Annotated in this window: 25 protein-coding genes and 1 pseudogene; 8 read left to right on the top strand and 18 right to left on the bottom strand. The window is 40.3% G+C overall.

What is annotated here, in order from left to right:
* Nucleotides 1-40: 40 nt before the first annotated feature.
* Nucleotides 41-1,258 (top strand): sporulation integral membrane protein YlbJ, encoded by a 1,218-nt coding sequence (gene ylbJ / locus AC0VX1_RS07805; protein WP_057278456.1) that lies wholly within the window; start codon nt 41-43, stop codon nt 1,256-1,258.
* Between the two features lie 38 nt (nt 1,259-1,296).
* Here ylbJ and coaD read toward each other — a convergent pair whose 3' ends face one another.
* Together coaD and rsmD are read right to left on the bottom strand one after the other, a co-directional pair.
* On the bottom strand, nt 1,297-1,788 hold the full coding sequence (gene coaD, locus AC0VX1_RS07800) for a pantetheine-phosphate adenylyltransferase (protein ID WP_034313942.1): 492 nt from the start codon (nt 1,786-1,788) through the stop codon (nt 1,297-1,299).
* A complete protein-coding gene (gene rsmD, locus AC0VX1_RS07795) occupies nt 1,789-2,364 on the bottom strand; it encodes a 16S rRNA (guanine(966)-N(2))-methyltransferase RsmD (RefSeq protein WP_034313946.1) in 576 nt (191 codons plus the stop codon).
* Between the two features lie 471 nt (nt 2,365-2,835).
* On the opposite strand from rsmD, the gene AC0VX1_RS07790 reads away from it, so the two are divergent.
* Entirely contained in the window at nt 2,836-3,225 is a 390-nt protein-coding gene (locus AC0VX1_RS07790) for a DUF7147 family protein (protein ID WP_063576924.1), read from the top strand.
* A 54-nt stretch (nt 3,226-3,279) separates the two neighbouring features.
* Here AC0VX1_RS07790 and AC0VX1_RS07785 read toward each other — a convergent pair whose 3' ends face one another.
* Nucleotides 3,280-3,555: a YlbG family protein gene (locus AC0VX1_RS07785; RefSeq protein WP_048684554.1), complete on the bottom strand. Its 276-nt coding sequence runs from the start codon at nt 3,553-3,555 to the stop codon at nt 3,280-3,282.
* Between the two features lie 138 nt (nt 3,556-3,693).
* On the opposite strand from AC0VX1_RS07785, the gene AC0VX1_RS07780 reads away from it, so the two are divergent.
* On the top strand, nt 3,694-4,017 hold the full coding sequence (locus tag AC0VX1_RS07780; protein ID WP_413021523.1) for a hypothetical protein: 324 nt from the start codon (nt 3,694-3,696) through the stop codon (nt 4,015-4,017).
* 173 nt (nt 4,018-4,190) lie between these two features.
* On the opposite strand, the gene AC0VX1_RS07775 is transcribed toward AC0VX1_RS07780, so the two are convergent.
* From AC0VX1_RS07775 to AC0VX1_RS07760, 4 genes are read right to left on the bottom strand one after another with little or no spacing between them, the layout of a single operon-like run.
* A complete protein-coding gene (locus AC0VX1_RS07775) occupies nt 4,191-4,640 on the bottom strand; it encodes a YlbF/YmcA family competence regulator (protein ID WP_230134904.1) in 450 nt (149 codons plus the stop codon).
* A 60-nt stretch (nt 4,641-4,700) separates the two neighbouring features.
* Entirely contained in the window at nt 4,701-5,126 is a 426-nt protein-coding gene (locus AC0VX1_RS07770; protein WP_057278458.1) for a hypothetical protein, read from the bottom strand.
* Nucleotides 5,127-5,186: 60 nt separating this feature from the next.
* Complete coding sequence (locus tag AC0VX1_RS07765; RefSeq protein WP_034313959.1) at nt 5,187-5,429, bottom strand: YlbE-like family protein; 243 nt, start codon at nt 5,427-5,429, stop codon at nt 5,187-5,189.
* 12 nt (nt 5,430-5,441) lie between these two features.
* Nucleotides 5,442-5,873, bottom strand: a complete 432-nt coding sequence (locus tag AC0VX1_RS07760) for a YlbD family protein (RefSeq protein WP_475470642.1) — start codon at nt 5,871-5,873, stop codon at nt 5,442-5,444.
* Between the two features lie 500 nt (nt 5,874-6,373).
* Between AC0VX1_RS07760 and AC0VX1_RS07755 the strand changes: the two are divergent.
* Nucleotides 6,374-6,634, top strand: a pseudogene (locus AC0VX1_RS07755) (transposase); the annotation flags it as partial.
* A 187-nt stretch (nt 6,635-6,821) separates the two neighbouring features.
* Nucleotides 6,822-7,235, top strand: a complete 414-nt coding sequence (locus AC0VX1_RS07750) for a transposase (RefSeq protein WP_475471732.1) — start codon at nt 6,822-6,824, stop codon at nt 7,233-7,235.
* Between the two features lie 180 nt (nt 7,236-7,415).
* On the opposite strand, the gene AC0VX1_RS07745 is transcribed toward AC0VX1_RS07750, so the two are convergent.
* Entirely contained in the window at nt 7,416-8,450 is a 1,035-nt protein-coding gene (locus AC0VX1_RS07745; protein ID WP_413024586.1) for a CAP domain-containing protein, read from the bottom strand.
* Nucleotides 8,451-8,795: 345 nt separating this feature from the next.
* Here AC0VX1_RS07745 and AC0VX1_RS07740 point away from each other — a divergent pair, with 345 nt between their 5' ends.
* Nucleotides 8,796-9,158 (top strand): YugN family protein, encoded by a 363-nt coding sequence (locus AC0VX1_RS07740; RefSeq protein ID WP_034313973.1) that lies wholly within the window; start codon nt 8,796-8,798, stop codon nt 9,156-9,158.
* A gap of 110 nt (nt 9,159-9,268) precedes the next feature.
* Here the strand turns inward: AC0VX1_RS07740 and AC0VX1_RS07735 are convergent, their stop codons facing one another.
* The 7 genes from AC0VX1_RS07735 to cyoE all read right to left on the bottom strand — a co-directional run bounded on the left by AC0VX1_RS07735 (nt 9,269) and on the right by cyoE (nt 16,120).
* On the bottom strand, nt 9,269-9,730 hold the full coding sequence (locus tag AC0VX1_RS07735) for a DUF420 domain-containing protein (protein WP_057278459.1): 462 nt from the start codon (nt 9,728-9,730) through the stop codon (nt 9,269-9,271).
* Between the two features lie 206 nt (nt 9,731-9,936).
* Nucleotides 9,937-10,839, bottom strand: a complete 903-nt coding sequence (gene ctaG / locus AC0VX1_RS07730; RefSeq protein ID WP_057278460.1) for a cytochrome c oxidase assembly factor CtaG — start codon at nt 10,837-10,839, stop codon at nt 9,937-9,939.
* Nucleotides 10,840-10,981: 142 nt separating this feature from the next.
* On the bottom strand, nt 10,982-11,317 hold the full coding sequence (gene ctaF / locus AC0VX1_RS07725) for a cytochrome c oxidase subunit IVB (RefSeq protein ID WP_034313978.1): 336 nt from the start codon (nt 11,315-11,317) through the stop codon (nt 10,982-10,984).
* Between the two features lie 3 nt (nt 11,318-11,320).
* Nucleotides 11,321-11,950: a cytochrome (ubi)quinol oxidase subunit III gene (locus AC0VX1_RS07720; RefSeq protein WP_034313980.1), complete on the bottom strand. Its 630-nt coding sequence runs from the start codon at nt 11,948-11,950 to the stop codon at nt 11,321-11,323.
* On the bottom strand, nt 11,950-13,821 hold the full coding sequence (gene ctaD, locus AC0VX1_RS07715; RefSeq protein WP_413024588.1) for a cytochrome c oxidase subunit I: 1,872 nt from the start codon (nt 13,819-13,821) through the stop codon (nt 11,950-11,952). The genes AC0VX1_RS07720 and ctaD overlap by 1 nt, the downstream gene beginning before the upstream one ends.
* Nucleotides 13,822-13,845: 24 nt before the next feature.
* A complete protein-coding gene (gene coxB / locus AC0VX1_RS07710) occupies nt 13,846-14,928 on the bottom strand; it encodes a cytochrome c oxidase subunit II (RefSeq protein ID WP_034313987.1) in 1,083 nt (360 codons plus the stop codon).
* A 253-nt stretch (nt 14,929-15,181) separates the two neighbouring features.
* Nucleotides 15,182-16,120, bottom strand: a complete 939-nt coding sequence (gene cyoE / locus AC0VX1_RS07705; protein WP_034313989.1) for a heme o synthase — start codon at nt 16,118-16,120, stop codon at nt 15,182-15,184.
* A 600-nt stretch (nt 16,121-16,720) separates the two neighbouring features.
* Here cyoE and AC0VX1_RS07700 point away from each other — a divergent pair.
* Nucleotides 16,721-17,707, top strand: coding sequence for a COX15/CtaA family protein (locus tag AC0VX1_RS07700; RefSeq protein WP_034313992.1), 987 nt, complete (start codon nt 16,721-16,723; stop codon nt 17,705-17,707).
* A 182-nt stretch (nt 17,708-17,889) separates the two neighbouring features.
* Here AC0VX1_RS07700 and pyc read toward each other — a convergent pair whose 3' ends face one another.
* Together pyc and AC0VX1_RS07690 are read right to left on the bottom strand one after the other, a co-directional pair.
* Nucleotides 17,890-21,327: a pyruvate carboxylase gene (gene pyc, locus AC0VX1_RS07695; RefSeq protein WP_475470637.1), complete on the bottom strand. Its 3,438-nt coding sequence runs from the start codon at nt 21,325-21,327 to the stop codon at nt 17,890-17,892.
* A gap of 603 nt (nt 21,328-21,930) precedes the next feature.
* Complete coding sequence (locus AC0VX1_RS07690) at nt 21,931-22,212, bottom strand: Fpa/YlaN family protein (RefSeq protein WP_034313996.1); 282 nt, start codon at nt 22,210-22,212, stop codon at nt 21,931-21,933.
* Between the two features lie 221 nt (nt 22,213-22,433).
* On the opposite strand from AC0VX1_RS07690, the gene AC0VX1_RS07685 reads away from it, so the two are divergent.
* Nucleotides 22,434-22,937: a hypothetical protein gene (locus AC0VX1_RS07685; protein WP_034313999.1), complete on the top strand. Its 504-nt coding sequence runs from the start codon at nt 22,434-22,436 to the stop codon at nt 22,935-22,937.
* A 62-nt stretch (nt 22,938-22,999) separates the two neighbouring features.
* On the opposite strand, the gene AC0VX1_RS07680 is transcribed toward AC0VX1_RS07685, so the two are convergent.
* The gene (locus tag AC0VX1_RS07680; RefSeq protein WP_413008696.1) at nt 23,000-24,331 is read right to left on the bottom strand and encodes a PhoH family protein; all 1,332 of its coding nucleotides are present in this window, start codon (nt 24,329-24,331) and stop codon (nt 23,000-23,002) included.
* Nucleotides 24,332-24,352: the final 21 nt, after the last annotated feature.

Raw genomic sequence — 24,352 nt, 5'->3', positions numbered from 1 at the left:
AACTGCCCTTATTTAGTAACCTTCAAGAGGAGGCTGAATTTTGCTAAAATCAAAATCTAAAACAGTACTGTTAGCTACCTCCGTCACGATGATGGCAGTTGGCTTGATCATCTTCCCCCAAGAATCCTTTGAAGCTTCCAAAGGCGGACTGAATATTTGGTGGACAATTGTATTCCCTTCACTTCTGCCTTTCTTGATTTTCTCGGAGTTATTAATCAGTTTTGGGGTTGTCAGGTTCATTGGTGTCATGCTCGAACCATTTATGCGTCCCCTATTCCGTGTACCAGGAGTGGGAGGTTTCGTTTGGGCGATGGGACTTGCATCAGGGTTTCCAGCCGGGGCGAAATTCACTGTAAGGCTTCGTCAAGAAGAACAATTGACCCGCATTGAAGCTGAAAGACTCGTTTGTTTTACTAATTCATCCAATCCATTGTTCCTATTCGTTGCCGTTGCCGTTGGTTTTTTCCACAACCCTCATTTAGGGATCATCCTTGCCCTTTCCCACTACCTAGGAAATATTTGTGTAGGCATCATCATGCGTTTTTACCGTTGGAAAGAAGAAAAATCCCATGCAAAAGTAATGACTAAGCTCCCCTCCATAAGACAAGCCTTTGGTCAAATGCATCGTACCAGAATAAAAGAAACAAGGCCATTTGGCAGTTTACTTGGAGATGCGGTACTCTCATCCATCCAAACCCTATTGATGATCGGGGGGTTCATCATTCTCTTTTCTGTGGTGAACAAGCTTTTATTTCATATGAACATCACCGGATTGCTAGCATCTGGGGTTGGAGGAATTCTACATATTTTTAATTTCCCGGACTCCTTAAGCCTTCCCTTCATATCAGGCATGTTTGAAATGACTCTAGGTTCAAAATTAACCAGCACGGTCGAAGAGGCGACACTCTTTCAGCAAACCGTGATGACAAGTTTCATCTTAGCTTTCAACGGGTTCAGCATCCAAGCGCAAGTTGCCAGCATCATTGCCGCAACGGACATTCGTTTCACTCCCTTTTTTCTGGCCAGGATTGCACATGGCCTTCTTGCATCCATTATCACCATCCTGCTTTGGGAACCTTTCTATAAAGGCAAAATGTACAGCGGCAGCCCGATAAACGCATTCCCGGTCAGCGGATCCGGTGAACACGCGAATTCCCTATATCAAAGCATGCTTGATATAGGTCCCATTCTAACACTCGTGTTTTTGATCCTATACATCATCATATTTACCAAAAGGCTATTCAAAGGCCTTTCGTAAACCAAAAAGAGCATTGCCCGTTGGCAATGCTCTTTTTTCTATCCTTTCAGTTCCTCGTATTTTTTGGCCAGAGCTTTCTGGACGACACTTGGCACTAGTTCAGAAATATCCCCGCCATACTTCGCAACCTCTTTCACGATACTTGAACTCAAGAAAGAATATTGATTTTTCGTCATGATAAAGAATGACTCTATTTTATTGTTAAGGAATCGGTTCATCGAAGTTCCCTGCATTTCATATTCAAAGTCAGAAGTCGCCCTCAATCCCCTGATGATGGCATTCGCGGAAACGCTTTCAGCATAGTCGACCGTCAATCCCTGATAGAAATCCACTTTAACATTCGGCATATGGGCAGTCGCTTCAGTAATCAGTTCCAGTCTCTCTTCCACTGTAAAAAGAGAATTTTTCGCTGAATTGTTCACGATGACCACATATACCTCATCAAAAACATTCGCTCCCCTTTGAATGATATCAAGATGACCAAATGTTATTGGATCAAAACTCCCCGGACAAATCGCTATTTTGGACATTCATAGTTCCCCCTGTTCGTGTACGTTTCCCCATTGATAAATCGTAACGGCAATGACGCCATAAACTTCTTTTCTCTTAACGGTAAAGTCACCAACTTTTTCTGGCAAAGTAACATCATGGCCATGCTCACAAACAATGTATCCCATATCGTTCAGCAATCGGTATTTATGTATTTCTTCAAGAATCTCGACTAGCTTTTGTTTCTTATAAGGTGGATCAAGAAAAATCAATTCAAAAGTCATTTCCCTTTTCACCAAAGCCTTTAATGCACGTTCTGAATCATTTTTATAAACTTCTGCACGGTCTGAAAACTTGCATAGTTCCAAATTAGCCTTAACCGTTTGATTTGCTTTAAAATCCCGATCGACAAATATGGCTTTATCCATGCCTCTGCTTAACGCTTCAATTCCCAGTCCACCGCTTCCGGCAAACAAGTCGAGGACGAGCCCTCCTTCGAAATAAGGACCAATCATGTTGAAAATGGATTCCTTGACTTTATCAGTAGTCGGCCGGGTTCCTGTACCCGGTACAGCCTTAAGTGGTCTTCCTTTGCAAATTCCGGAAACGACCCTCATCATTCTCACCACATTTTATGACAAATTTCTGTTACTTTCCTATCCTAACATATTAGAAAAAGCTAGCCAATATTTAAACCCATTTGCCTTCATTTCCATGATGAAAAGAACATATCATTTCGTACCATGGATAGAAGATATCCATTCTTTTTATAAATCTTTTACATCTTGAATAATAATATGGTTTTTGGCAATAATGTGAATAACAACATTCCTTTTTAGGTGTTGTTGCCAACCGCGGAGAAGGCTTACGTTTCCCCATAAGTTCTTCCTCCGGTTTCTCCTCTCCCTTTGCCTTCTGGTCCTTAGTTAGACATAGAAGGACCCTGCATATTTTTGCAGGGCTTTTTTTTATTGATAAACCACTTATTCCCAATATCCTTTGTCATCATTCGTCAATGAAGTTGTCCTTCTCTTTTATGAGGGATAATGATAAAGTAATGAATAATAAGTTAGTTAGGAGAGGTTTAATTGATTCAACGTTTTATTGAAATTGGACAAGGATATTCCGATATATATGAGTTGCTGGAAGTAGGCCGCAATCAGAAACATCGAGTTGCAAGGCTATTGGCCATGCATACTACCATAAATGATAAAAAGGTAACGTCATTGGTCATCGTCATGGAGCCCACAGATCCAGGGAAATTCCAGCCGCTTTACATTTGCCGTGAAGGTATCCCTAACCCACATGCCACCAAAAACAAACGCTATGAGCTTTTTGAGAACTTGGCTGAGGAACTGGATAGGCCAATTATTGAAATCGAAGTGAAACCTTCGGTGCTCTTTGCAGAAAGCGAGTTGTACTACCAGCACTTAATCGGCATTTTGCGAATGAATAGATATCTGCCGCCATTAGGCTGAAAGATGTTGCTGCCCTGAAAATGAAAAAGCTGACTCCGCATGAGTCAGCTTTTTTCAAATTCCCATTTTATAATCATATTCTTTCGCTTTATCCGGTTTGGAGTTTTCGAACTCCACCTTCAAAAAAGGCTTGTAAGAAAGGTCCACCTTTTTAACGAACGAATAATTATTCAGTTTTTCCACCAGTGGTTCCACTTCATCCATATTCGTATAAAGCACGACATATTTCAGCTTTTTTGAAACATAATGGATATTTCCAAATTTCCTAAGCATTTTGGCTTGTTTCAATGTATGTAAATAGACGATGATTCCCTGTCTCGCTCCAAGCATATCAATAACTCCCTTTTATAAAGGTTTTAACTAAGTGTAGCATAGCAGAATCTTTACTTTCAACCAAGAAAAAAAGATTATAAACAAAATTCTCTCACTATTATGAATATACACACTGTGAAGGGAGCCAAACAAACGATGGATTTAAACCAAATTTGGCATCAATTTATTGTGCATCTATTAGATAATGATGAAATTACCCATGCTTCGATAAAAAAGTTCACAGGAATCCCCTTTATATATATCCATTATCATCCGGCACCAAATGATGATGGTAAGCTTTCCCTCTTAATAAAAAAAGCCGCAAGCCTTTCAATGCGTGGCAAGCAGCTTCATTGTGAAACCATTTTCGTACGGCAGGAAGAACATTTATATGTATTCCGGCATCGTTTTTATGTACCGCAGCAAAAGATGTTTTGCTGCGGCAACCTTTGTCCGGATTGTATTTTATATCGCAGTTAATCGCTTTTTGCCACGTAACCGAAATATGTAAGATGAAAGTTCACGCATCGGTTCATGCCCCTGTCTCGGCGAGGTTCCAAACATGACACAGCCACCGAACTCCGTAGTAATGTCGAATTTCGATGGCTGCATGTTATATACCGGCCCTGAATGTTCCCAATCTGGCCATTACCTTAAGCAGAGCACCCGCAACTTCCCCCGGTTCCGCAGCTTCCCGTCGAACATCCGCCGGATGAAACAAAAAATGGATTCCCAGCCGGGGTTTTGACCTGTTCAGAAACCGCTCGGCCAATTCTTCCGCTTATTTCATCAAGAACGGATTGCAATTCTGTCTCCGCCCGCTTAAACCTTGCAACGACAGGATGCATATCCATGTCTCGTTTAGCTTGCCTCGTTTCTAAATTGATGCGTTTATAATCCGGGTGATATTTACCGAACCTTTGAACATCTTCAAATAGATCCTTGAGCGAAGTAAACTTGGAAATAATCCCCTGAGCCTCTTTGTCGTTTTGTAATTTATATAAACTAAGGAGATATTCTTCTCCTATTTCAGAATGAAGGATCATTTCAGCTAATCCATCAGCCTGATGTAAAATGTCGATGATTTCCATAGTAGCAAGCATTAACAAGCTCACCTCCACAACCATTTTACCATTTCTCCCTTTTAGATGCTAATGGTTTGATTAAATCGAGGAAGTGATATGTACCTCAAGCTCTTTTTGCAGCCCTGTTTTTTCACCTGCACCGTTCAAAATCTCCAGCTTTATTTTATGCATGCCATTCGGGACATCCTTTACGATAAATGCTGCCGTTTTCATATCGACTTTCTTTTGATTATCAATAAATACGGACACAGTTGCCAATTGTTCAGGATTTGATTCAGAAAAACCATAGTTTTTCAAGTAGCACTCAACATAGACGGAGTTGCCTTTTACAAATGTTTTTACCCGAAAGTCCTCATCTGAGTTTTGGATGCTCGATACAGTGGTGGCAGCCTCTAGTGTAGAAACACCTTGTATGGCTACTCCTGAGTTTTCAGGTTCAGGTATTTTCTTGCCACAACCCGTCGCTGCCATCAACACTGTTAGAGCCAATATCAACTTTCTCATTCCATCGTCCCCCTTTTGCCTTTATTGTTCGCCAAAAGGAGTAATTTACTCTTACTTTCTTCATTCACTTGGAGCATTCATTGCTTGAAACATATGAAGCATCATTGAGGCAACCTGAACGCTTTCCGAAAATTTAGAGACCCGATGTGGAATCGACTTCTCAAAATAATATTTAGCTTCGGTTTCAAACACATCCACTTCATGTGGATTACGCATTAATCTTTTGTACCATGCAGGCTGAACCCTCAAATAATTTCGCATATCTTCGTTTGTTTGAATGAATTCATATATATTCTGGCGCATGAAAAACCCTCCTTAATCTTTGGTGAATAAAAAAGGGTTAGCTCTCTGCTCTTTTTCTTTTGGGGGAGGACTGGTATCACCTGATTTATTCCCTTGGAAAGCAGATAGCACTCCTTGGATTGCACCGATGGCCTGATTGGCATTCGTAATATATTGTTGAATCTGCCCCATATCCATGTTTTTAACGGCATTCATTAACGAACCGATCAACTCAGTGCTTTGGTCTCCCTTTTCAACCGGCGGTGATTGAGATCCTGTATTCTCTTTGGACTCACCCACACTGCCGTCAGCCTGCCAGCGTGGATGATCTTCTCCGAGTAAATACCACTCTTCAAAAAGTTCCTGCCATGTTGCTTGTTTGCTTCTCACTTCATTCACTAAATGAGGATGTTCCTTTACAAACTCCCGAAATCCATCCACGGAGGGCCGCTTTCTTTTTGCCATTACTCTCACCTCACACTTAGACATCGCCTATTGCACCATATGCTAAAGGTGGATAAAAAGTGCATAAATTCCTTTACTAACGTAATGGGGCGTGACTGCGGAATCCAAGTTCGTTATGTAAAAATTCTTCATTGGCAAACGATCCTCATCGAGGGGAATGCAAATGGTTGGGACCTTTTAAAATATGATCCACAACAAGAAAACGGACCCAAACCGGGTCCGTTTCAGACTGTAGTCAAACTCGATGAAAAACGAGTTTTGTCTACATTTTTTTTCCTTGTACAAATTTGGACGGTGATTTCCACTTCAGGCACTCGCTTTCCGCGGCGGTCCGCCCTCGACCCACTTGCGCCTGTAGGGTCTCCCCTTGGACTCGCTATTCCCGCAGGAGTCTCGCACACCCGCTCCAATCAACTAGGTTTAAAAACTTGGATAGAACTCCTTTTGCCTACAGTCTTTTTTGTTTTAATATAGATCTATTAAAACTTGAGGTGATGAGGATGGTTACGAAACATCATTCTATTCAACGAGAACAACTTGAAATGATTACTTTAGATCAACTGGTGCCGGCGAACCATTTGGTTCGTAAATGGAGGCTTCGATTGACTTCACTTTCATTATGACTTGGTGAAAGATATGTATTCAGAGGTAGGACTCGCAGTATTGATCCAGTTATTTTAGTTAAACTGACATTCATTCAATATACCTTCGTTATTCGTTCCATGCGTAAAGGGATTGAAGAAACTGAAACAACTATGGCAGGCAGCAGACACAGCAACGTTTTGTATTGGGAACGATTGTAACAACTGCTAATACACATGACAGTCATATTTGAAGCTACTTGTTGAGCTAGGATTGAGAAAGTTAGAAAACGAGAAGCTGTTGCCGCAGATGCAGCTTATAAAGCACCAGCGATTACAAGCTACCTATTTAACAAAGTAATCACACCTGCTTTACCCTATACACTTCCTCAAACAAAAGAAGGATTCTTTATGTTTCGATGAACACTTTGATTGTTACCTTTGCTCTTCGTGCAAAACTTTAAAGTCCTCAACAACAAATAAAGAGGTCTATCGGGAGTACAAATCGCCAAAACAAATTTGTGCAACATACTCATATTTATCACGGTACAGAAAGCAAGGACCATCAAAAGGTAGTGACACGACATATCTGGCAAGCATTTGTGGAAGAAGCAGACCATTGCTTCATCATCAAGGTATAAAACCTATATACGCGAAACGCAAAGAAACGATTGAGCGTATATTCTCAGATGCAAAAGAAAAGCATGTTATGCGTTGGACTACTTTAAGGGGACTTAAAAAATTGTCGATGCAAGCCAATGCTTACTTTCGCTGCCATTAATTTAAAGAAGATGGCCACGTGGACATGGCAAGGTCCTAAAATGGCATAACATAGTGGCTCTAAGAGCTCAAATCTCTTAACCTTTGGTCAAATTTCAAAGGGAATATTAAAGGTTCGGAATTTTTTAATTCCGAACCCCTTGTCAACAAACTGAAACGGACCCAAACCGGGTCCGTTTTTTTATCTCTTTATGAAATTCTGGGTGTAATAATTTTTATATACCCCGACGCCCAGACCTGTAAATTCCTCGTTCAGCATCGCATCCCGATGTCCTTTGCTATTTAGCCAACCTTCCATGACAGCAGCTGCATCCACATAATGGGCTGCTATATTTTCACCTGCCGCCCTGTATTTCACATGACCTGCATCAAGACGATTTTCCAAATCCCCCTTTGTTTCAGAAACATGGGTTCCTTCAGGGGTGTCCTTCATTTCCCGGCTATGAAGGTAAGCAACCTCCGCAGTAGCGGCATCCCATTCTAAAGGCTCCAAATCAAATCTGCTGCGCATGATATTCGTAATATCGAATATTTGCTGCTCATTTCCATCTTCCACTTTGGCCATGTCCTCATCTGAAAGTTCCTTAACTTTCACAAGTTCACCATGATAGGTCAACTCATACGGCTTTTGTTTCAATAGGGCGGAATCATTCAAGAATCGGATGCTTGAAACAGTACCAGTGAACTTATCCAAATAAAGCTGAACATTAATATTCCCTAAATCAATTAACGGCCTCATGTTCATATCTTCCTCCGACAATTCAAAACGATAGGAACTGTGACCAACTTCAATATCAACAGTTGGTTCCACATATAAACTGGAATAGATGGCATCAATCGATTGTCCAATTTTAAAAGGAGCGACATTGACCTCATCACCGATTCCATAAGCAGATACCACTTTTTCATTTTCAACGGCTAATTGGAAATAATTATTGTAGTCCTTTTTATAAACCCACCATTCATATCCATAGGCAGACAAATCAATTCGATCCGGCTTACCGTATTCCCTTTCTATCTCTTTTGCATTTTTCCCGATCGTTACTGCCAGACCTTCTGTCACTTCAGTAACCCCTTCCTTTTCAGAGGAAGTGCTTCTTTCATTTATATGTCCATTGGGGTTAACACCTTTGTTACCATCAATAAGGGGGTTCCCTTCATCTTCATCGCCGATATTAAGATAAATACCGATTACGAAAAAAATAATGATTAACACCAACACCTTACCTAAACTGCGCAGAGGAACACTCCCTCTCTCTATCTAATTTATGTATCCAATGCAAAAACCTTTCTTTCCTGATTATATCACTGTTCAATCATATTTTTCTAATTTACGTTAGACTGCCCCTTCATTAAATTTATTTTAAAAATGGAACTTTTGTGAATGATTAAAATACCATGGTTGAGTTCATTGCAACTTCCACCATTTCGTACTATTATAAAATATAGGATAAAATGGTATATTATAAACATACTTGGAGATTTTTAATATATTCATGTACATAATATTTTCCCGGTATGTCATTTTAATTCTCAATAGTAAACATAGGAGGTACTACTCGTGAAATTTGAAAGCTTTGGAATCGAAAACATCACAGCCGACTTAAACCGATTAGATGACCTAATGCCGCAATATGGTTTAATACGAGCAGAACAATGGGATTACGAAAGAGTAAGTTACGATCGTAAGTTCGAATTAAAAGAAGGCACGTTTTACCTGAGAATACTTGGCTATGCTACAGAGGGCGATGTTGGCGCTCACAGGGCCGTCATCAAATTAATGGTTCCTCTATTAGGAAAACACTATTATCCACACGGAGTTGAATATGGTGAAGGGGAGGATTTTCCTGCATCACTAGTTAAACAAAGTGAAAAAATCCTCGCTCAAATCAAAGAAGAACTTACGCAATTCAACGGCCTATAAAAGCCGTCAGCGAAAAGTGGTACAAAGAGAGAGGATCATGTGTGATGCTCTCTTTTTTGTATCCAATACAAAAGCCTGATGCTTTTTTTGCACCAGGCTTTTTTGTCATTTTAAAATCCTAGGATCGCCTTTATTAAAGATGTTGTTTCGCCGCCATGATAAATCACATAAAGCAGGATGTAAACAGCTACTCCAGTAATCCCAGTGAAAAACCAAATAATGCTTGTCGCCGGCCCGATTTTTTTATGAATGGCGAATTTACCTTTAAACCCAGTGGTAAGCATGATGATCCCCAAAACAGCTCCAGTTGTTGCAAGCGTTATATGGAAAATCAAAAAAATCGTATAATAAATTTTTATGTCATCGGGTCCGCCAAACGACGTACTACCAATGAAGACCGTCCGAGAAAGATATATAGTGAAAAAGATCACCGCAAAAACCGCAGCTGCCATCATGGTTTTTTTATGGGTCTCGATTTTGCGCTGTTTAATTTGATACCAGCCTATTGCAACAGTGATGGCACTTAATACAATGAAGGCTGTACTTATCGTTGGAAGGATTGGTAAAGACATATGAAATGTAGTCCTCTCTATATTTATTAATCAACTACCATTTTATAAGAGGCAATCATAAAATTCAATAAAATCAAGGATTATTAACAGAATGCTCACTTTTATAGAATACCCAAGTCAAATTACTGGCTATTTGCTTTAATCGAAAATCAGGTAAAGTCAGATAAAAGACTTGTCCGCCCCAAGACAAGTCTTTTATCGTACAATTATTCTGCAGTCTGAAAATCCGAAGGTATAGGATCGATATCATTTTGTCCGCCATTCTCCTTTTTGAACCAAGCAAAGAAAATGACACCCAATACATAGCCTAATACGATTTCTTGAATCACTTTCATCAGAACCCCGCCAAGCTGTTGATCCTCAAGCAATGGCAGTCCATTGAACATTTCCGGACCACTGAGCGTTAAACCGGATAGTGCGGAAGCCGGAACGCAAAGTTCCATGGCACTGGCCCAAGATTCCGCATTGGTGAATGTATCATACATCGGATCATTAGCAAATATGATTAAAGCACAGGCAGGGGTCATTAGAATGCCACTGCCGAATATATAAGCTACTTTTTTCACACCTGATAGACTTTCACGTTCGGGCAGTTGATTGACAAGCGGGAACCACATCAAAACAGCGGTCGTAAATAAAAGGACCGTGTATCCGGCATGAATCCACATCCCCGTTTTGATAAAGTCGAATACTAACGGGATATGGTACAACGAGAAAAGAACGTTAAATAATAAAAGGGCGATAAGAGGTCTCGTGAAAAACTGAAATAACGGCTTCACTCCCCTTGAATTTATGAGTGTTCTCATAAGCCAATCTGGAATCGCAATGATAAATAATGGCGGAATCACGAGATAAAGCAGTGCCATTTGAAACATGTGGGCACTGAACATGATATGGCTCAATAAATCCAGCGGCGATCCTTTTACCACATAAAGAAGGAACATGGCTATCAAAAAATAAGTTGCCTGTTTGACGGAAAGCGGTGAGCTGCCCGGAAACTTCCCCCTTTTCTTTGTCACCAGCCAAAAATAGCCAACGGTAATAAGTACGAGGGCGGCAAAATAATAAGGACTCCACAAAGCGCGAAATCCAAAAATATCAATAGACAAAAAAATCACCTCGTTCATGAACTTTTTCTTACTATCCATTATACCTAAAATGAAACATTGTAACAAATATAGATAAACTTGGATGAGAATCACCACATAAAGAAAAACCGGCTATCATTCAATAGCCGATTTTCTTTATGGTTTATATCCAAACAATCGTTAGGAACACAAGGACCGTTATCAAGCCCACTGCAAGCCCGGAAAATAAGAACAATGCAATGGTGCCATGCCCTTTATGCTTCATGTGCATGAAATAATACAATTGGAAAATCACTTGTACAACTGCCAGCAGCAAAATGACCGGTTTAATGAACCAATGTGAAAAACCCTCAATTCCTACTGCAGCAAAAGCAAGTAATGTAAAGAAAATCATTAGTGTAAATGATATTACTTGGTGTTTCATCTCTTCAGCATTTTTCTTACGGCGATATTTTAAATCGACATTCGGGTTCGCTGAATTTGATTGTTCATTCGCCATCAGTTATCCCACCATTCCCATTAAGTATACGACAGTAAAGATAAATACCCAGACTACGTCAATGAAATGCCAATATAGACTCGCAACAAAAAATTTAGGAGCGTTATACAAATTCAAGCCCCTTCCTGCATTACGAACCATAAGAGATATTATCCAAACCAAACCGAAAGCAACGTGTCCTCCATGAAAACCAACTAACGTATAAAACGCGGAGCCGAAGGCACTGCTCGTAAAGGTATGATGGAATTCATGAACATAGTGATTAAATTCATAAATCTCGAGTCCAAGAAAACCAAAACCAAGTGCAACCGTAATCACAAGCCAAGCTTGCATTTGTTTAAAGTGGTTATTTTTCATATGGTACATTGCATACACACTGGTCAATGAACTGGTCAGTAACAGCATGGTTGCTACAAAAGTAAGTGGTAATTCGAATAAATCTTTAGCTAAGGCTGCATCACCATTTGGAACTTTATCCTTCAATGCTAGGTAAGTTGCAAATAGTGAGGCGAATAATACAGTCTCTCCACCAAGAAACAACCAGAAACCTAAATACTTATTTTTACCTTCTAAAGTCGCTTTCTCGGGAGAAGCAGGCCAAGTGGCATCCGTGAATCTTTCATCTGTTTGCATTATGCCTTACCTCCCTTGTCTTTATCGTCCATAAGGTCTGCTTTATGAATATGGTATCCATGATCGTCTTTAACTGAACGGATAAACATTGAACCAAACGTCACCAAAAGTCCTACTATCATTATAGGCAGGGTCCATGTCTTATCATCCATATGGTATAAAGCACCGAATGCACCGATAAATAAACCTGAAGCAATCGTTAATGGAAGAATAGATGAATTTGGCATATGGATATCCCCAAGTGGTTCTGCAGGAGTCATTTCCTTTTTCCCTTCCATTTTTTCAACCCAGTAAGGATCTAATCCGCGGACTAACGGCAGTTGTTTAAAATTATAAAAAGGCGGTGGTGATGGAATGGCCCATTCTAGCGTACGGCCATCTCCCCAAGGATCATTGCCGACCTTTTCATTCTTCACAGATGTAATGATGATATTGATGACCATAACCAAGACACCAAATGCCATCAAAAAGGCTCCCACAGTACTAATCATATTACCTGTATTAAAGCCTTGATCGTCCAAGAATGTAAATACTCGACGAGGCATCCCCATCAAACCTAAGAAATGTTGAATGAAGAATGTTAAATGGAAACCAATCAAGAACGTCCAAAATGTGATTTGCCCCAATTTTTCACTTAACATTGTTCCAAACATCTTCGGCCAATAGAAATTGATCCCTGCCAATAAACCTAATACAACCCCACCGACGATTACATAGTGGAAATGGGCAACAACGAAATAACTATCATGGTATTGATAATCAGCAGGTGCAGATGCGAGCATGATACCAGTCACGCCGCCCATTGTAAATGTAGGAATAAAGGCAACTGCATAAAGCATCGGAACCGTGAACTTGACGCTTCCTCCCCACATCGTAAAAATCCAGTTGAATATCTTAATACCTGTCGGTACAGCGATAGCCATGGTCGCCACGGCAAAGATTGCATTTGCGATCGGACCTAGTCCAGTGGTAAACATATGGTGCGCCCAAACCATGAAACCTAAGAAACCGATTAAAACGGTTGCAAATACCATCGATGAATAACCAAACAATCTTTTTCTGGAGAAGGTAGCGAAAATTTCAGAAAAAATACCGAACGCTGGAAGAATCAGGATATATACTTCCGGGTGACCGAATATCCAGAATAAATGCTCCCAAATGATCGTATTTCCCCCTGCCGCTACATCAAAGAAATTTGCACCAAACATCCGATCGAACATCATTAACACCAATCCAACGGTAAGTGGAGGAAAAGCGAATAATATCAATGCAGAAACAACGAAAGTTGACCAGGTAAACAGCGGCATACGCATATATGTCATACCTGGCGCACGCATATTAATGATGGTTACTAGGAAATTGATTCCTGCCATTAGTGTTCCAAAACCTGATATTTGTAGTCCAAGGACGTAAAAATCAATGCCATGGCCTTCGGAGTGAAGGGATAGTGATGCATACGATGTCCAGCCTGCATCGGGAGCCCCCCCTAAAAACCAGGAAAGATTTAAAAAGACTCCCCCAAAGAAAAACAGCCAAAAACCTAATGAGTTCAAAAATGGGAACGCAACATCACGTGCCCCTATCTGTAATGGCACAACTGCATTCATAACAGCAAATACCAATGGCATTGCCGCCAGGAATATCATTGTCGTACCGTGCATGGTCAAAATTTCATTATAAAATCCGGCACTAACGAAGTCATTATTTGGGATTGCAAGCTGGATACGGATAAACATCGCTTCCAAACCGCCGATTACAAAGAATAACCCGCCAGAGATAAGATATAGAATGGCGATTTTCTTATGGTCTACCGTCGTCAGATAATCCCAAAGCGTAGCGCCAAATCCTTTTTTATTAGCGTAGGTACTCACGATTTAACCTCCTTAATCAATGTTCTATTTGTCTTCCACCTTAAGCTCTAATAGATAAGCTGCCAGTGCATTAATATCTGAATCCGAAAGTTCACCGTAAGTACCGGTCATCGTGTTGCCCGGTTTATACTTCTCAGGATCCTTGATCCATTTCTTCACATTCTCTTCCGTATGATCCAATACGCCAGCAACTTTTTCACGCTCACCGAATGTAGCCAGATTCGGAGCCTGACGAGCAGCTTCAGGCCTGCTGTCATTCGGCGTCACCGCATGGCAGCCTATACAACTTTGATTAAAGACATCTTCACCCTGTTTGGCCAGATCGCCTTCAACTACAGGTTCCTTCGAGGCTTTCATATCTTTAGTCCATGCTTCAAAATCACTTTTAGACTTCGTTATGACCTTAAAATCCATCAAAGCATGTGAAGGACCGCAAAGCTCAGCACATTTTCCGTAGAATACGTTGTTCGAATCTTCTGCCTTTTCACCATCGAATTCTAAGAAAAACTGATTGACCCCTTCTGTATTTGTATCCATCTTTCCTCCGACAGACGGTACCCAGAATGAGTGCTTAACATCTGAAGCAGTTAGATTGAAGTACACTTTTCGATCTGTCGGCACAACCAAATCCTGACTTGTTACGACGCCAAGGTCTGGATATTCAAACTCCCACCAATAAAGGTTTGCCCTAACATTCACGACAAGTGCATCCTTCGTCTTTCCATCCTTATCTTTCTTATCCATTGCCTTTGTGTCGGCTAAGTCAAAAGTCGTGACGACGGTTGGAACAGCCAGAACAATTAAAAGAAGGATAGGAATAACAGTCCAGATAATTTCGAGTTTATGACTTCCTTCAATTTGTTTCGGTATTGTTTCGTCGCCTTCCTTCCGACGGAAGCGTAGTATAACTACAACAAACAAAATAATCACAACAATAATAACCAGTACCATGATTAGTGTACTCAATATCAGTAAGTCATACTGAGATTGCGCAACATCGCCAGCTGGCTTCAGTGCGGATAGAAATGGTTCGCCGCAGCCCGAAAGGACAAGTCCTACAATTCCCAGCAGAGCAATTAGGCGCCATTTGTGCAGCCTTTTTTTCATAGCTTCAGAAACCCCTCTTTCGTCAAAATTTTCTCACAAAAATAAAAATGGGCGCAATTGCGAATATTCTCCCTATGTCAATTTCTAAAAAGAAAGAATCCCTAATCTAAGGAATTATTAAGTAGATTCATGTAACCGCTCTTATGTATGCCCCTGTTGGTTCCGTTAATATGTATGAATGGCGGTCAGTGCTTTATTTATCAGTAAACTGGAGGCCTGTAAAAGAACAGGCCGCCATTTATTTAAACCAAAACTAGATCAGTGTGACAATAACCATCGCTACAAATAAAATGGTCATATAATTTAGAGAATATACAAACATGGATGTTGCCCATTTAACATCGTCTTTCTTTTTATACCCCTTAATCCCCAAAATAAGCCAACCTGTGCTCAATAATGCAGCAAGAATAACTAGCGGTGTTCCTAATGGAGTTAAAAAGAAAGGAATGAACATTAAACAGATGATCCACAGCATAATCGATCTTTTTGCAGCCTTGAACCCTTTTACGACCGGAAGCATAGGTACTCCAGCTGCACGATATTCCTCGACACGCCTCATTGCAAGTGCATAAAAATGAGGAGGCTGCCACAAGAACATGATCGCGAACAGGACCCAGGCGATCTTATCAAGGCCCGGGTCGACCGCAGCCCACCCGATAAGCGGAGGCACCGCTCCGGATATACTGCCTATTATCGTATTCGAGACAAATCTACGTTTGAAAACCATAGTATATAAAACAACATAGGCAAAGACGCCGAATGCTCCAAGTATGGCAGTTGTCATATTAGTCAATGCAAGTAAAATCAGCCCTGCAGCAATTAAGCCGAAACTTAACGCCAATACCTTTGAAGGCTGTACTTTCCCGGTTACCGTTGGACGGTTTTTCGTTCTTTCCATTAAATGATCGATATCACGGTCATAATAATTATTGAAACTGCAAGATCCCGCCATTATGAGCGCCGAACCTGCAAGTGTATAAAACACTACATCTAGATTGCTTAAGAAGCTAAGCCCCGAAAAATGAAGAGCTAACCACACGCCGGTAAAAGCTGTAATTATATTTGAATTGACGATCCCCACTTTTATAAGTGCGAGAAAATCCTTCCAAGCTGTTGTTTCAGGTATATCCGATTGAAGGGCGGCTTTACTGTCCTCCATGACAGCTTCTGACAAACCCCTTGTTTCTGACATTTGTTTTCCTCCTTTAAATCATTCAGCACAGACGCAAATGCAAAAAAATACTTACATATGCTATAGAACATTATTTCATACTTTTTGATATTTGTAACCAAGGAAGCGTAAACAAAAAGTAAATTATTTACCAATGACTGTCGTCAATGGAATCCATGGAGAGCTATCATTCTTAATATCATGCTTAATAACAGTAAAATTTAGTAAAATCATTTCTTCAATATATTAAAACACATTTTTGGAAGCTTTTGTGAAAATTTTTCGGATATTTTTGACCAATTTGTGTCTCAATAATTTACTGCTCTTGTAAGATGTTCATCAAGAACATGAATAGTATGCTTTTATCATCATCCCCTAGGCTTATTCCCTATTTTGCTCCTACTTGTAGGTTTACACTCCCTTTATTTCTATCAAAGTCTTTTGTAACTTTCAACTATTTCAGGCATTTTAATTAATAGTTATAATATTAACTGAACTTGTAAAATCATTCTATTTTGTGTAATATCGAGGAAGTTCGACAAATATTATGAAAAATCTTATGCTATTATTAATTTTATGGAACAATCCTAATTTTCTACAGAGAAAAAGGTGGGACTACTAGTGAAATCGTCTCTTAAATGGTTTGCTGTTTTAACAACGATTGTAATGCTTTTCATCTTACTTGGCGGCGCTTTAGTCACGAAGACGGATTCCGGCATGGGATGCGGCAGGTCCTGGCCATTGTGCAATGGCCAATTGATCCCGGACAAAATCACGATTGAATTGGTCATTGAACTTTCCCATCGTCTCGTTTCAGGTGCTGGAGGATTCTTGGTTTTAATTTTATCGTATATGTCTTGGAAAAAAATCGGCCATATCCGTGAAGCACGTTTCTTATCCGTCCTTTCTTTTGGTTTTCTGTTACTACAAGGGTTAATCGGGGCCGCTGCCGTCATTTGGTCACAATCCGATTTTGTCCTTGCCCTTCATTTCGGCATATCGCTCATTTCCTTTGCTGCCGTCTTTTTACTGACATTGTTGATTTTTGAAGTAGACAAGAAGTTCGAAGCCGAAAAACTTATAGTTGACAAACGAATGAAATTCCATATCATTGGCGTATTGATTTTTTGTCTCGTAGTCGTATATACAGGTGCTCTTGTAAGGCATACAGAATCAAGTCTTATCTGTAAGGATTGGCCTTTATGTGTAAATGACAGCCTTGCACTCCCCTCTAACCTTTATGAATGGATTCAGATGGGACACCGTGCAATCGCAGGCGCCATTTTCATTTGGGTATCGTATGTGGCTTATATCGCAAAAAAACATTACAAAAATCAAAAAGTGTTATATGGCGGTTGGATGGCTGCATTCATTCTCGTATTTTTACAGGTTACCGCTGGAGCCTTCATCATTTTCTCAAGGCAAAACTTATATATCGCATTGACACACGCATTATTCATTGCCTGCTTTTTTGGTGTAATGAGCTATTTGATGCTATTGACATCAAGAAGCAAAAAAAATGCACTGGCCAAGCAAAAAAGAAACTCCACGCACACAGTCAAAGGACAGGATGAAAAGGACATAACACCAACAGTACCCGCCCGTTAATTTCTGATTGTTCAATCAATAATATAATAGGACAAAACAAGAACCACCATTCCCTGGGGAATGGTGGTTCTTGTTTTGTCTTAAGATACCGTGGATTGCCTTGAAAGAGGGGTGTAGGGCAGCTTGAAACCTCAAGCATACCCATATACCCTAAATCATTCAGAAGGTCACAGCCAGCGATATTACTTAGTTATTTCAATCAATAAGTCTCCAGTACTGATCGCTTCTCCATCTTTTACATAAATATCTTTGATGGTCCCGGAGAATGGTGCTTGCACGGTGGTTTCCATTTTCATCGCTTCCGTAATGATCAGGTGATCACCCTGCTTGACCTGATCTCCTTTCTCGACCACTACACGAATTACCGTACCTGGCATTGTCGCACCGATTTGTTCTTTATTTTTTGGATCAGCTTTTACTTTTGATACAACGGAAGATTTAATGTTTTCATCCTTGATGATCACTTCACGTGATTGACCATTCAACTCAAAATACACAACCCGTGTTCCATCAGCCAATGGCTGGCCGATTGAAACCAATTTTACGATAAGCGTTTTACCCTTTTCGATTTCAACTTCGATTTCTTCCCCTAGCCTCATACCATATAAGAAAGTCGCGGTATCGAGGTTGGAAACATCTCCAAACAGCTCAATCGTTTTATTGTATTCCAGGAATACTTTTGGATATAGGGCATATGCAAGCACATCGAAATCAGTGACTGCCCGTCCCAATTCCTTGAATAATTCTTCTTTAAGTGCTGCAAAGTCCACTTCTTCCAATAACTCACCCGGTCTTACTGTTATAGGTTTCTTCCCTTTCAGGATAACTTCCTGAAGCTCTTTAGGGAATCCCCCAACTGGCTGACCTAGATAGCCTTCGAATAACTCTATGACTGAATCAGGGAAATCGATGGATTTACCTTTTGTCAGAACATCCTCTTCAGACAGGTTATTTTGTACCATGAATAAAGCCATGTCCCCAACAACTTTGGATGACGGAGTCACTTTAACGATATCACCGAACATTACATTGACACGCTGATACATCTCTTTCACTTCATGCCAGCGGTCTCCCAGCCCAACTGCTTTGGCTTGCTGCTGCAGATTACTATATTGACCGCCCGGCATTTCGTGTTTGTAAACCTCGGTATGAGGTGCATTCATTCCGCTTTCGAAGTCATGATAGAATTTCCTGACCTCACCCCAGTATTCTCCTATACGCTCTAGTGAATCGACTTCCAACTTAGGCTGTCTGCTTGAACCCTCCAATGCATAATGAAGTGTTTGTACACTTGGCTGAGAAGTCAGTCCAGCTAAAGAACCAATCGCCGTATCAACGATATCCACACCGGCTTCAATCGCTTTAGAATACATGTAAATCCCATTTCCGCTCGTATCATGAGTATGCAAATGAATCGGAAGGGATGTCGATTCTTTCAGTTCCGAGACAAGGCGGTAAGCAGCATCAGGCTTCAAGAGCCCGGCCATATCTTTGATCGCTAAAATATGGGCACCGGCTTGTTCCAATTCCACCGCCATATTTTTATAGTAGTCGATATTATACTTGCTGCGTGTTGGATCATTCAAGTCCCCTGTATAACAAATGGCAGCTTCTGCAATTTTGCCGGATTGACGGACTGCATCAATAGCCAATTCCATCCCTTTAACCCAGTTTAAACTATCGAAGATACGGAAAACATCAACGCCTGCATCCGCTGATTTCTCGACGAATTCACGAATGACATTATCAGGATAATTTTTATAACCAACTGCATTTGAAGCCCTTAAAAGCATTTGTAATAGGACATTCGGTGCTTTTTTCCTGAAACTTAACAGCCTGTCCCACGGATCTTCTTTCAAGAAACGATAGGCGACATCGAAAGTTGCCCCGCCCCACATTTCCATTGAAAATAAATCAGGAAGCAGTTTTGCTGTAGGTTCTGCGATATCAAGGATATCTTTCGACCTGATTCTTGTCGCCAGTAAAGATTGATGTGCATCACGGAAAGTCGTATCGGTGATCAATACCTCTTTCTGGTCTTTGATCCAATTGACCAGTCCCTCTGCTCCTTGCTCTTCAAGTATATTTTTTGTACCCGAGATAAGCGGCAGGCCACCAACATTCGGAATCGGTGCTGGATCAAAAACAGGTTTTTTCTTTTTCTCGACTCCCGGGAATCCATTCACGGTCACATTTCCGATATATGAAAGCATTTTTGTCCCACGGTCTTTTCTAATTGGGAAGCTAAATAATTCCGGTGTTGAATCAATGAATGATGTATCATATTCCCCATTTATGAATTTTTCATGTTTTACAACATTTTCAAGGAAGGGGATATTTGTTTTAATACCACGAATCCTGAACTCCTTAAGGTTACGAACCATTTTGGAAGCTGCCTGCTCAAATGAAAGCGCATGAGTAGAAAGTTTAACGAGAAGGGAATCATAATATGGTGTGATGACCGCACCTTGGAACCCATTCCCTGCGTCCAGACGGACACCGAATCCCCCACCGGAACGGTACACCATCATTTTCCCGGTATCAGGCATGAAATTATTCAATGGATCCTCGGTCGTCACCCTTGATTGAATCGCATATCCATGAGTTTTAATTCCTGCTTGTTCGGGAATCCCGATCTTCTTGCCATGGAGCTCATGCCCTTCAGCCACCATGATTTGAGATTGGACGATATCAATGCCCGTAATCATTTCAGTGATCGTATGCTCAACCTGTACCCGTGGATTGACTTCAATAAAGTAAAACTCGCCATTTGCGACAAGGAACTCGACCGTACCAGCGTTTACATAATCAATATTTTTAGCCAACTTGACGGCTGCTTCACAAATCCTTTCCCTTAAATCTTCGGAAAGGGAAACGGAAGGTGCCACTTCCACAACTTTTTGATGCCGTCTCTGAACGGAACAGTCACGCTCATATAAATGGACGATATTCCCATGAGTATCAGCCAAAATCTGAACTTCGATATGCTTCGGATTTTGTATGAATCTCTCTACATAGACTTCATCATTACCAAAAGCTGCTTTAGCTTCTGATTTTGCGCGATCATAAGCCTCTTCAACTTCTTCGATTTTTCCGACAATTCGCATTCCGCGTCCGCCGCCGCCTAATGAGGCTTTTATAATAATTGGAAAACCGTATCGTTCACCAAATTCCTTGACTTCTTCAACACTGGTCACCGGTCCTTCGCTACCAGGGATAACCGGAATATCCGCCAGTTCAGCTTGTGTTCTGGCTTTTACTTTGTCACCAAACATATCTAGGTGTCTTGATTCTGGTCCGATGAAGATTATGCCCTCTTCCTCACAACGTTTCGCAAATTCAATATTTTCTGAAAGGAAACCATAACCGGGATGAATCGCATCGACGCCACTCATTTTGGCAATCGCAATTATGCCTTCAATATCCAGGTATGCATCAATCGGCTTTTTGCCTTCCCCGACCAAATATGCCTCATCCGCTTTATATCTGTGATAAGAACCATAATCTTCCTTTGAATAGATTGCAACTGTGTGAATGTCTAATTCCGTACAAGCCCGAAAAATCCTTATCGCTATTTCCCCGCGATTTGCCGCAAGTACTTTTTCTATACGTTTCCCCATTGCTACCACCCTAATCAATATGTATTTTTATTGAATATATAGAAAAAAAGCGTGAAAGATTTCCACCACTTTTTATTCATGAATTGATTTCCCAAATAAGGAGTCCAATCTGTTTAGGCTCATTTTATCGTTGATGTAATTATTTCGATATATTTTATATTTTCGTTTTTCACATCCGATAAAGACAAAAAAAGAGCCATATATCATTAACAAATTAAAATTTAGCTATAATAATATATTATCAATTTGATTTAACATTCAATTAATATAACAATAATACTAAAATTAACTGAATACAATAAAAAAATAAAAAATTACATATATTCGTATAAAAAAACAGGGAATTAGATCTGACTCCCCTACTATCGATCCATTATTGATCAAAGCCATATGACCGGAAAATCCCACAGGGAATATTTTAAAATCGGAAGATGACCATTGAACTCAGAAAGAATTCAAAAGAATAAGATAACTCAAATTGATCTTCGCGAACTAATTAGTATGTCACTATTGAATATAGTATAACATTATTCATTAATTGTGTATATAAATAAAAAACTCAAACAATCATCGAGATTTGTTTGAGTTAGTATGTTTTATCTATTATTTTTTTAACGATGCTTCATGCAAAACTGACAATTCCTGTTCAAGGGTTTCCAAAAGGGATTTACCCTCGGTCTCCTCTACCAAACCTAAGCGTACGGCAAAATCAATTTCTCGTGATAGGCCGAACATTTGCGTATCAAGTACCTCTTCATATAAAGGACATTGAGGCATAGTGAGATTTTCCATTTGAACTTTAATCAGTTTTAGAATCTTGTCAGCATCTGCTTTTAATAAAGCATAAGCTTTTTCTCGATGATTGACAAGCATATCAGATGCCATGTTAAATCCCCCCGCTCAGAGCGATTAAATCTTATCTCTAAATTCTACCTTTAGTTTTGTGAAAAAGCAAGGACATTGACGAACAATTTGCCATTGAGATATCACGATCACCTCTCAAATGGATATACCCAGCCATGGAATTTGTTCACCATCTTGAAGATGTGACATTTCTATTATAATTGATTATAATCATTAAAGAGCAACAGAAAGGAATGAGATATTTGGAACCCATCGTATTTATAAATGGAAAAGTGAAATATCCAATTACGCTAGATCCTGGAGTATGGATTTTTGATGACCGTAAAGTTGAAATCGATACATATTTCCACGCTGAAAGAGTCCAAGTCAATGAATTAGAAGAATATACGATTGCCGCCTCCAAACATTGGCAAAAAGAAATACAGGAAGGCGCAATAATGCCACCCACAATAAAAACGGAACGAAAGTTCGAGAAGCAAAGATTGCTGGAAGGGACTTTCGGCATCCCTTTTGAACCGTTTTTAAAAAATGCCGAACCTGAAAATGGGGTGACCGAAGTCATCGTTACAACCGATGATGAGGAACTTACATTCCCGTTGGCAACGGCACTTGAATTTTTCCTGGGCTTTTCCAAGGATGGAAAGCCGCTTAAAATATCCGAAGGCGGCCCCCTGGAAATTTATTTCGGAGACGCTTCCAACATCAATGATCCGATAAAAAATGTACGGTCTTTCACCGTTAAATAAGACTTCGTTCATCCTTGCCAAAAACTTTGGCAATCGGCAAGGGAAACCCCTTGCCGATTGCATTATAAAAGTGTAGCTGCCAGTTGTGCCAATCCCGATCTTTCCCCTTTTATCAATTTAACATGGCCGGCTATACGCTCGGTCTTGAATTTTTCCACAACATAGGTCAAACCATTATTATATTCATCTAAATAAGGATGATCTATTTGCTCCGGGTCCCCCATCAAGACAATTTTGCTCCGTTCCCCGACCCTCGTCAAGATTGTCTTGACCTCATGTTTCGTTAAGTTCTGCGCTTCATCGATGATGATGAACTGATCCGGTATACTCCTTCCCCTGATATAGGTGAGGGCTTCAACTTCGATCGAACTCATTCCTGCTAAAATCGCATCCAATTCCCCAGGTTTTTTCGTATTGAACAGAAATTGGAGATTATCAAAAATAGGCTGCATCCATGGTCTTAATTTTTCTTCTTTTTCCCCAGGCAGATAACCAATATCTTTACCGACCGGAACAATGGGCCTGGCAACCAAAAGTTTCTTATATTGTGACAGATCTTCAGTTTGCATCAATCCTGTTGCCAATGCCAATAAAGTCTTGCCTGTCCCCGCCTTACCAATGAGCGTCACAAGCTGGATATCCGAACGAAGCAACAAATCAAGGGCCATGGTCTGCTGGACATTTCTCGGTTTAATTCCCCAAATATGCTCCCCTTCATACATCAGTTTCTTGACTAGCCTGCAGTTCTCATCCACTATCCCAATCGCCGAAGCTGAACTGCCCAGCGTGTCCTTCATCAACAGGAATTGATTTGGGTAATATGCATCTTTTGTCAGTTCTTCCAGTGAAAGAAAACTTTTTTCATAAAACTTATTCAGGTTATCAATCGATACATACACTTCTTTGTGCCCGGCGTATATATGATCCAGTTCTACAACGCGATCATTTAAAAAATCCTCTGCCTCTAGACCGATGGCGTCAGCTTTAACCCTGACGAGAGTATCTTTGCTAACCAGAATGACCGTTTTTCCATCTTCCCTCGTCTCTTCTTCCAAAGATAAATTTTTCGCGACTGCCAATATCCTGTTATCATTCGTTTTCTCAACAAAAATTTCCTGAAGTTTGTGAAATGAACGGTGGTTGAGTTCAATCCTTATGCTGCCTCCATTATGAAGCGGAATGCTCTGATGCAGCTTTCCTTTTTCACGAAAACTATCGATCAATTTCGATACTTGCCTGGCATTCCTTCCGATTTCATCCATATACCTTTTTTTTGAATCCAATTCTTCTAATACGACTGCTGGAATGACAACTTCATTATCTTCGAATGAATAAATCGAATACGGATCCTGCAACAGGACATTCGTATCTAAAACATAGATTTTTTTCCCCAATATGACGCCTCCTGCCTGCTC

Source organism: Peribacillus sp. QJM3NY_7, assembly GCF_056173225.1.
The sequence above is the reverse complement of the archived record's forward strand: the minus strand, read 5'-3'. Positions and strand labels throughout refer to the sequence as shown.

Excerpts from the sequence above, each read along its gene's own strand:
- AC0VX1_RS07780 (WP_413021523.1), top strand. The coding sequence starts at position 3,694 with ATGGATTTAAACCAAATTTGGCATCAATTTATTGTGCATCTATTAGAT.
- pyc (WP_475470637.1), bottom strand. The coding sequence starts at position 21,327 with ATGGGGAAACGTATAGAAAAAGTACTTGCGGCAAATCGCGGGGAAATA.
- coxB (WP_034313987.1), bottom strand. The coding sequence starts at position 14,928 with ATGAAAAAAAGGCTGCACAAATGGCGCCTAATTGCTCTGCTGGGAATT.
- AC0VX1_RS07690 (WP_034313996.1), bottom strand. The coding sequence starts at position 22,212 with ATGGCATCTGATATGCTTGTCAATCATCGAGAAAAAGCTTATGCTTTA.
- AC0VX1_RS07770 (WP_057278458.1), bottom strand. The coding sequence starts at position 5,126 with ATGAGAAAGTTGATATTGGCTCTAACAGTGTTGATGGCAGCGACGGGT.
- coaD (WP_034313942.1), bottom strand. The coding sequence starts at position 1,788 with ATGTCCAAAATAGCGATTTGTCCGGGGAGTTTTGATCCAATAACATTT.
- AC0VX1_RS07735 (WP_057278459.1), bottom strand. The coding sequence starts at position 9,730 with ATGTCTTTACCAATCCTTCCAACGATAAGTACAGCCTTCATTGTATTA.
- cyoE (WP_034313989.1), bottom strand. The coding sequence starts at position 16,120 with ATGTCAGAAACAAGGGGTTTGTCAGAAGCTGTCATGGAGGACAGTAAA.
- AC0VX1_RS07760 (WP_475470642.1), bottom strand. The coding sequence starts at position 5,873 with ATGGCAAAAAGAAAGCGGCCCTCCGTGGATGGATTTCGGGAGTTTGTA.
- AC0VX1_RS07775 (WP_230134904.1), bottom strand. The coding sequence starts at position 4,640 with ATGCTTGCTACTATGGAAATCATCGACATTTTACATCAGGCTGATGGA.
- ctaF (WP_034313978.1), bottom strand. The coding sequence starts at position 11,317 with ATGGCGAATGAACAATCAAATTCAGCGAACCCGAATGTCGATTTAAAA.
- AC0VX1_RS07765 (WP_034313959.1), bottom strand. The coding sequence starts at position 5,429 with ATGCGCCAGAATATATATGAATTCATTCAAACAAACGAAGATATGCGA.
- AC0VX1_RS07785 (WP_048684554.1), bottom strand. The coding sequence starts at position 3,555 with ATGCTTGGAGCGAGACAGGGAATCATCGTCTATTTACATACATTGAAA.
- AC0VX1_RS07720 (WP_034313980.1), bottom strand. The coding sequence starts at position 11,950 with ATGCAAACAGATGAAAGATTCACGGATGCCACTTGGCCTGCTTCTCCC.
- rsmD (WP_034313946.1), bottom strand. The coding sequence starts at position 2,364 with ATGAGGGTCGTTTCCGGAATTTGCAAAGGAAGACCACTTAAGGCTGTA.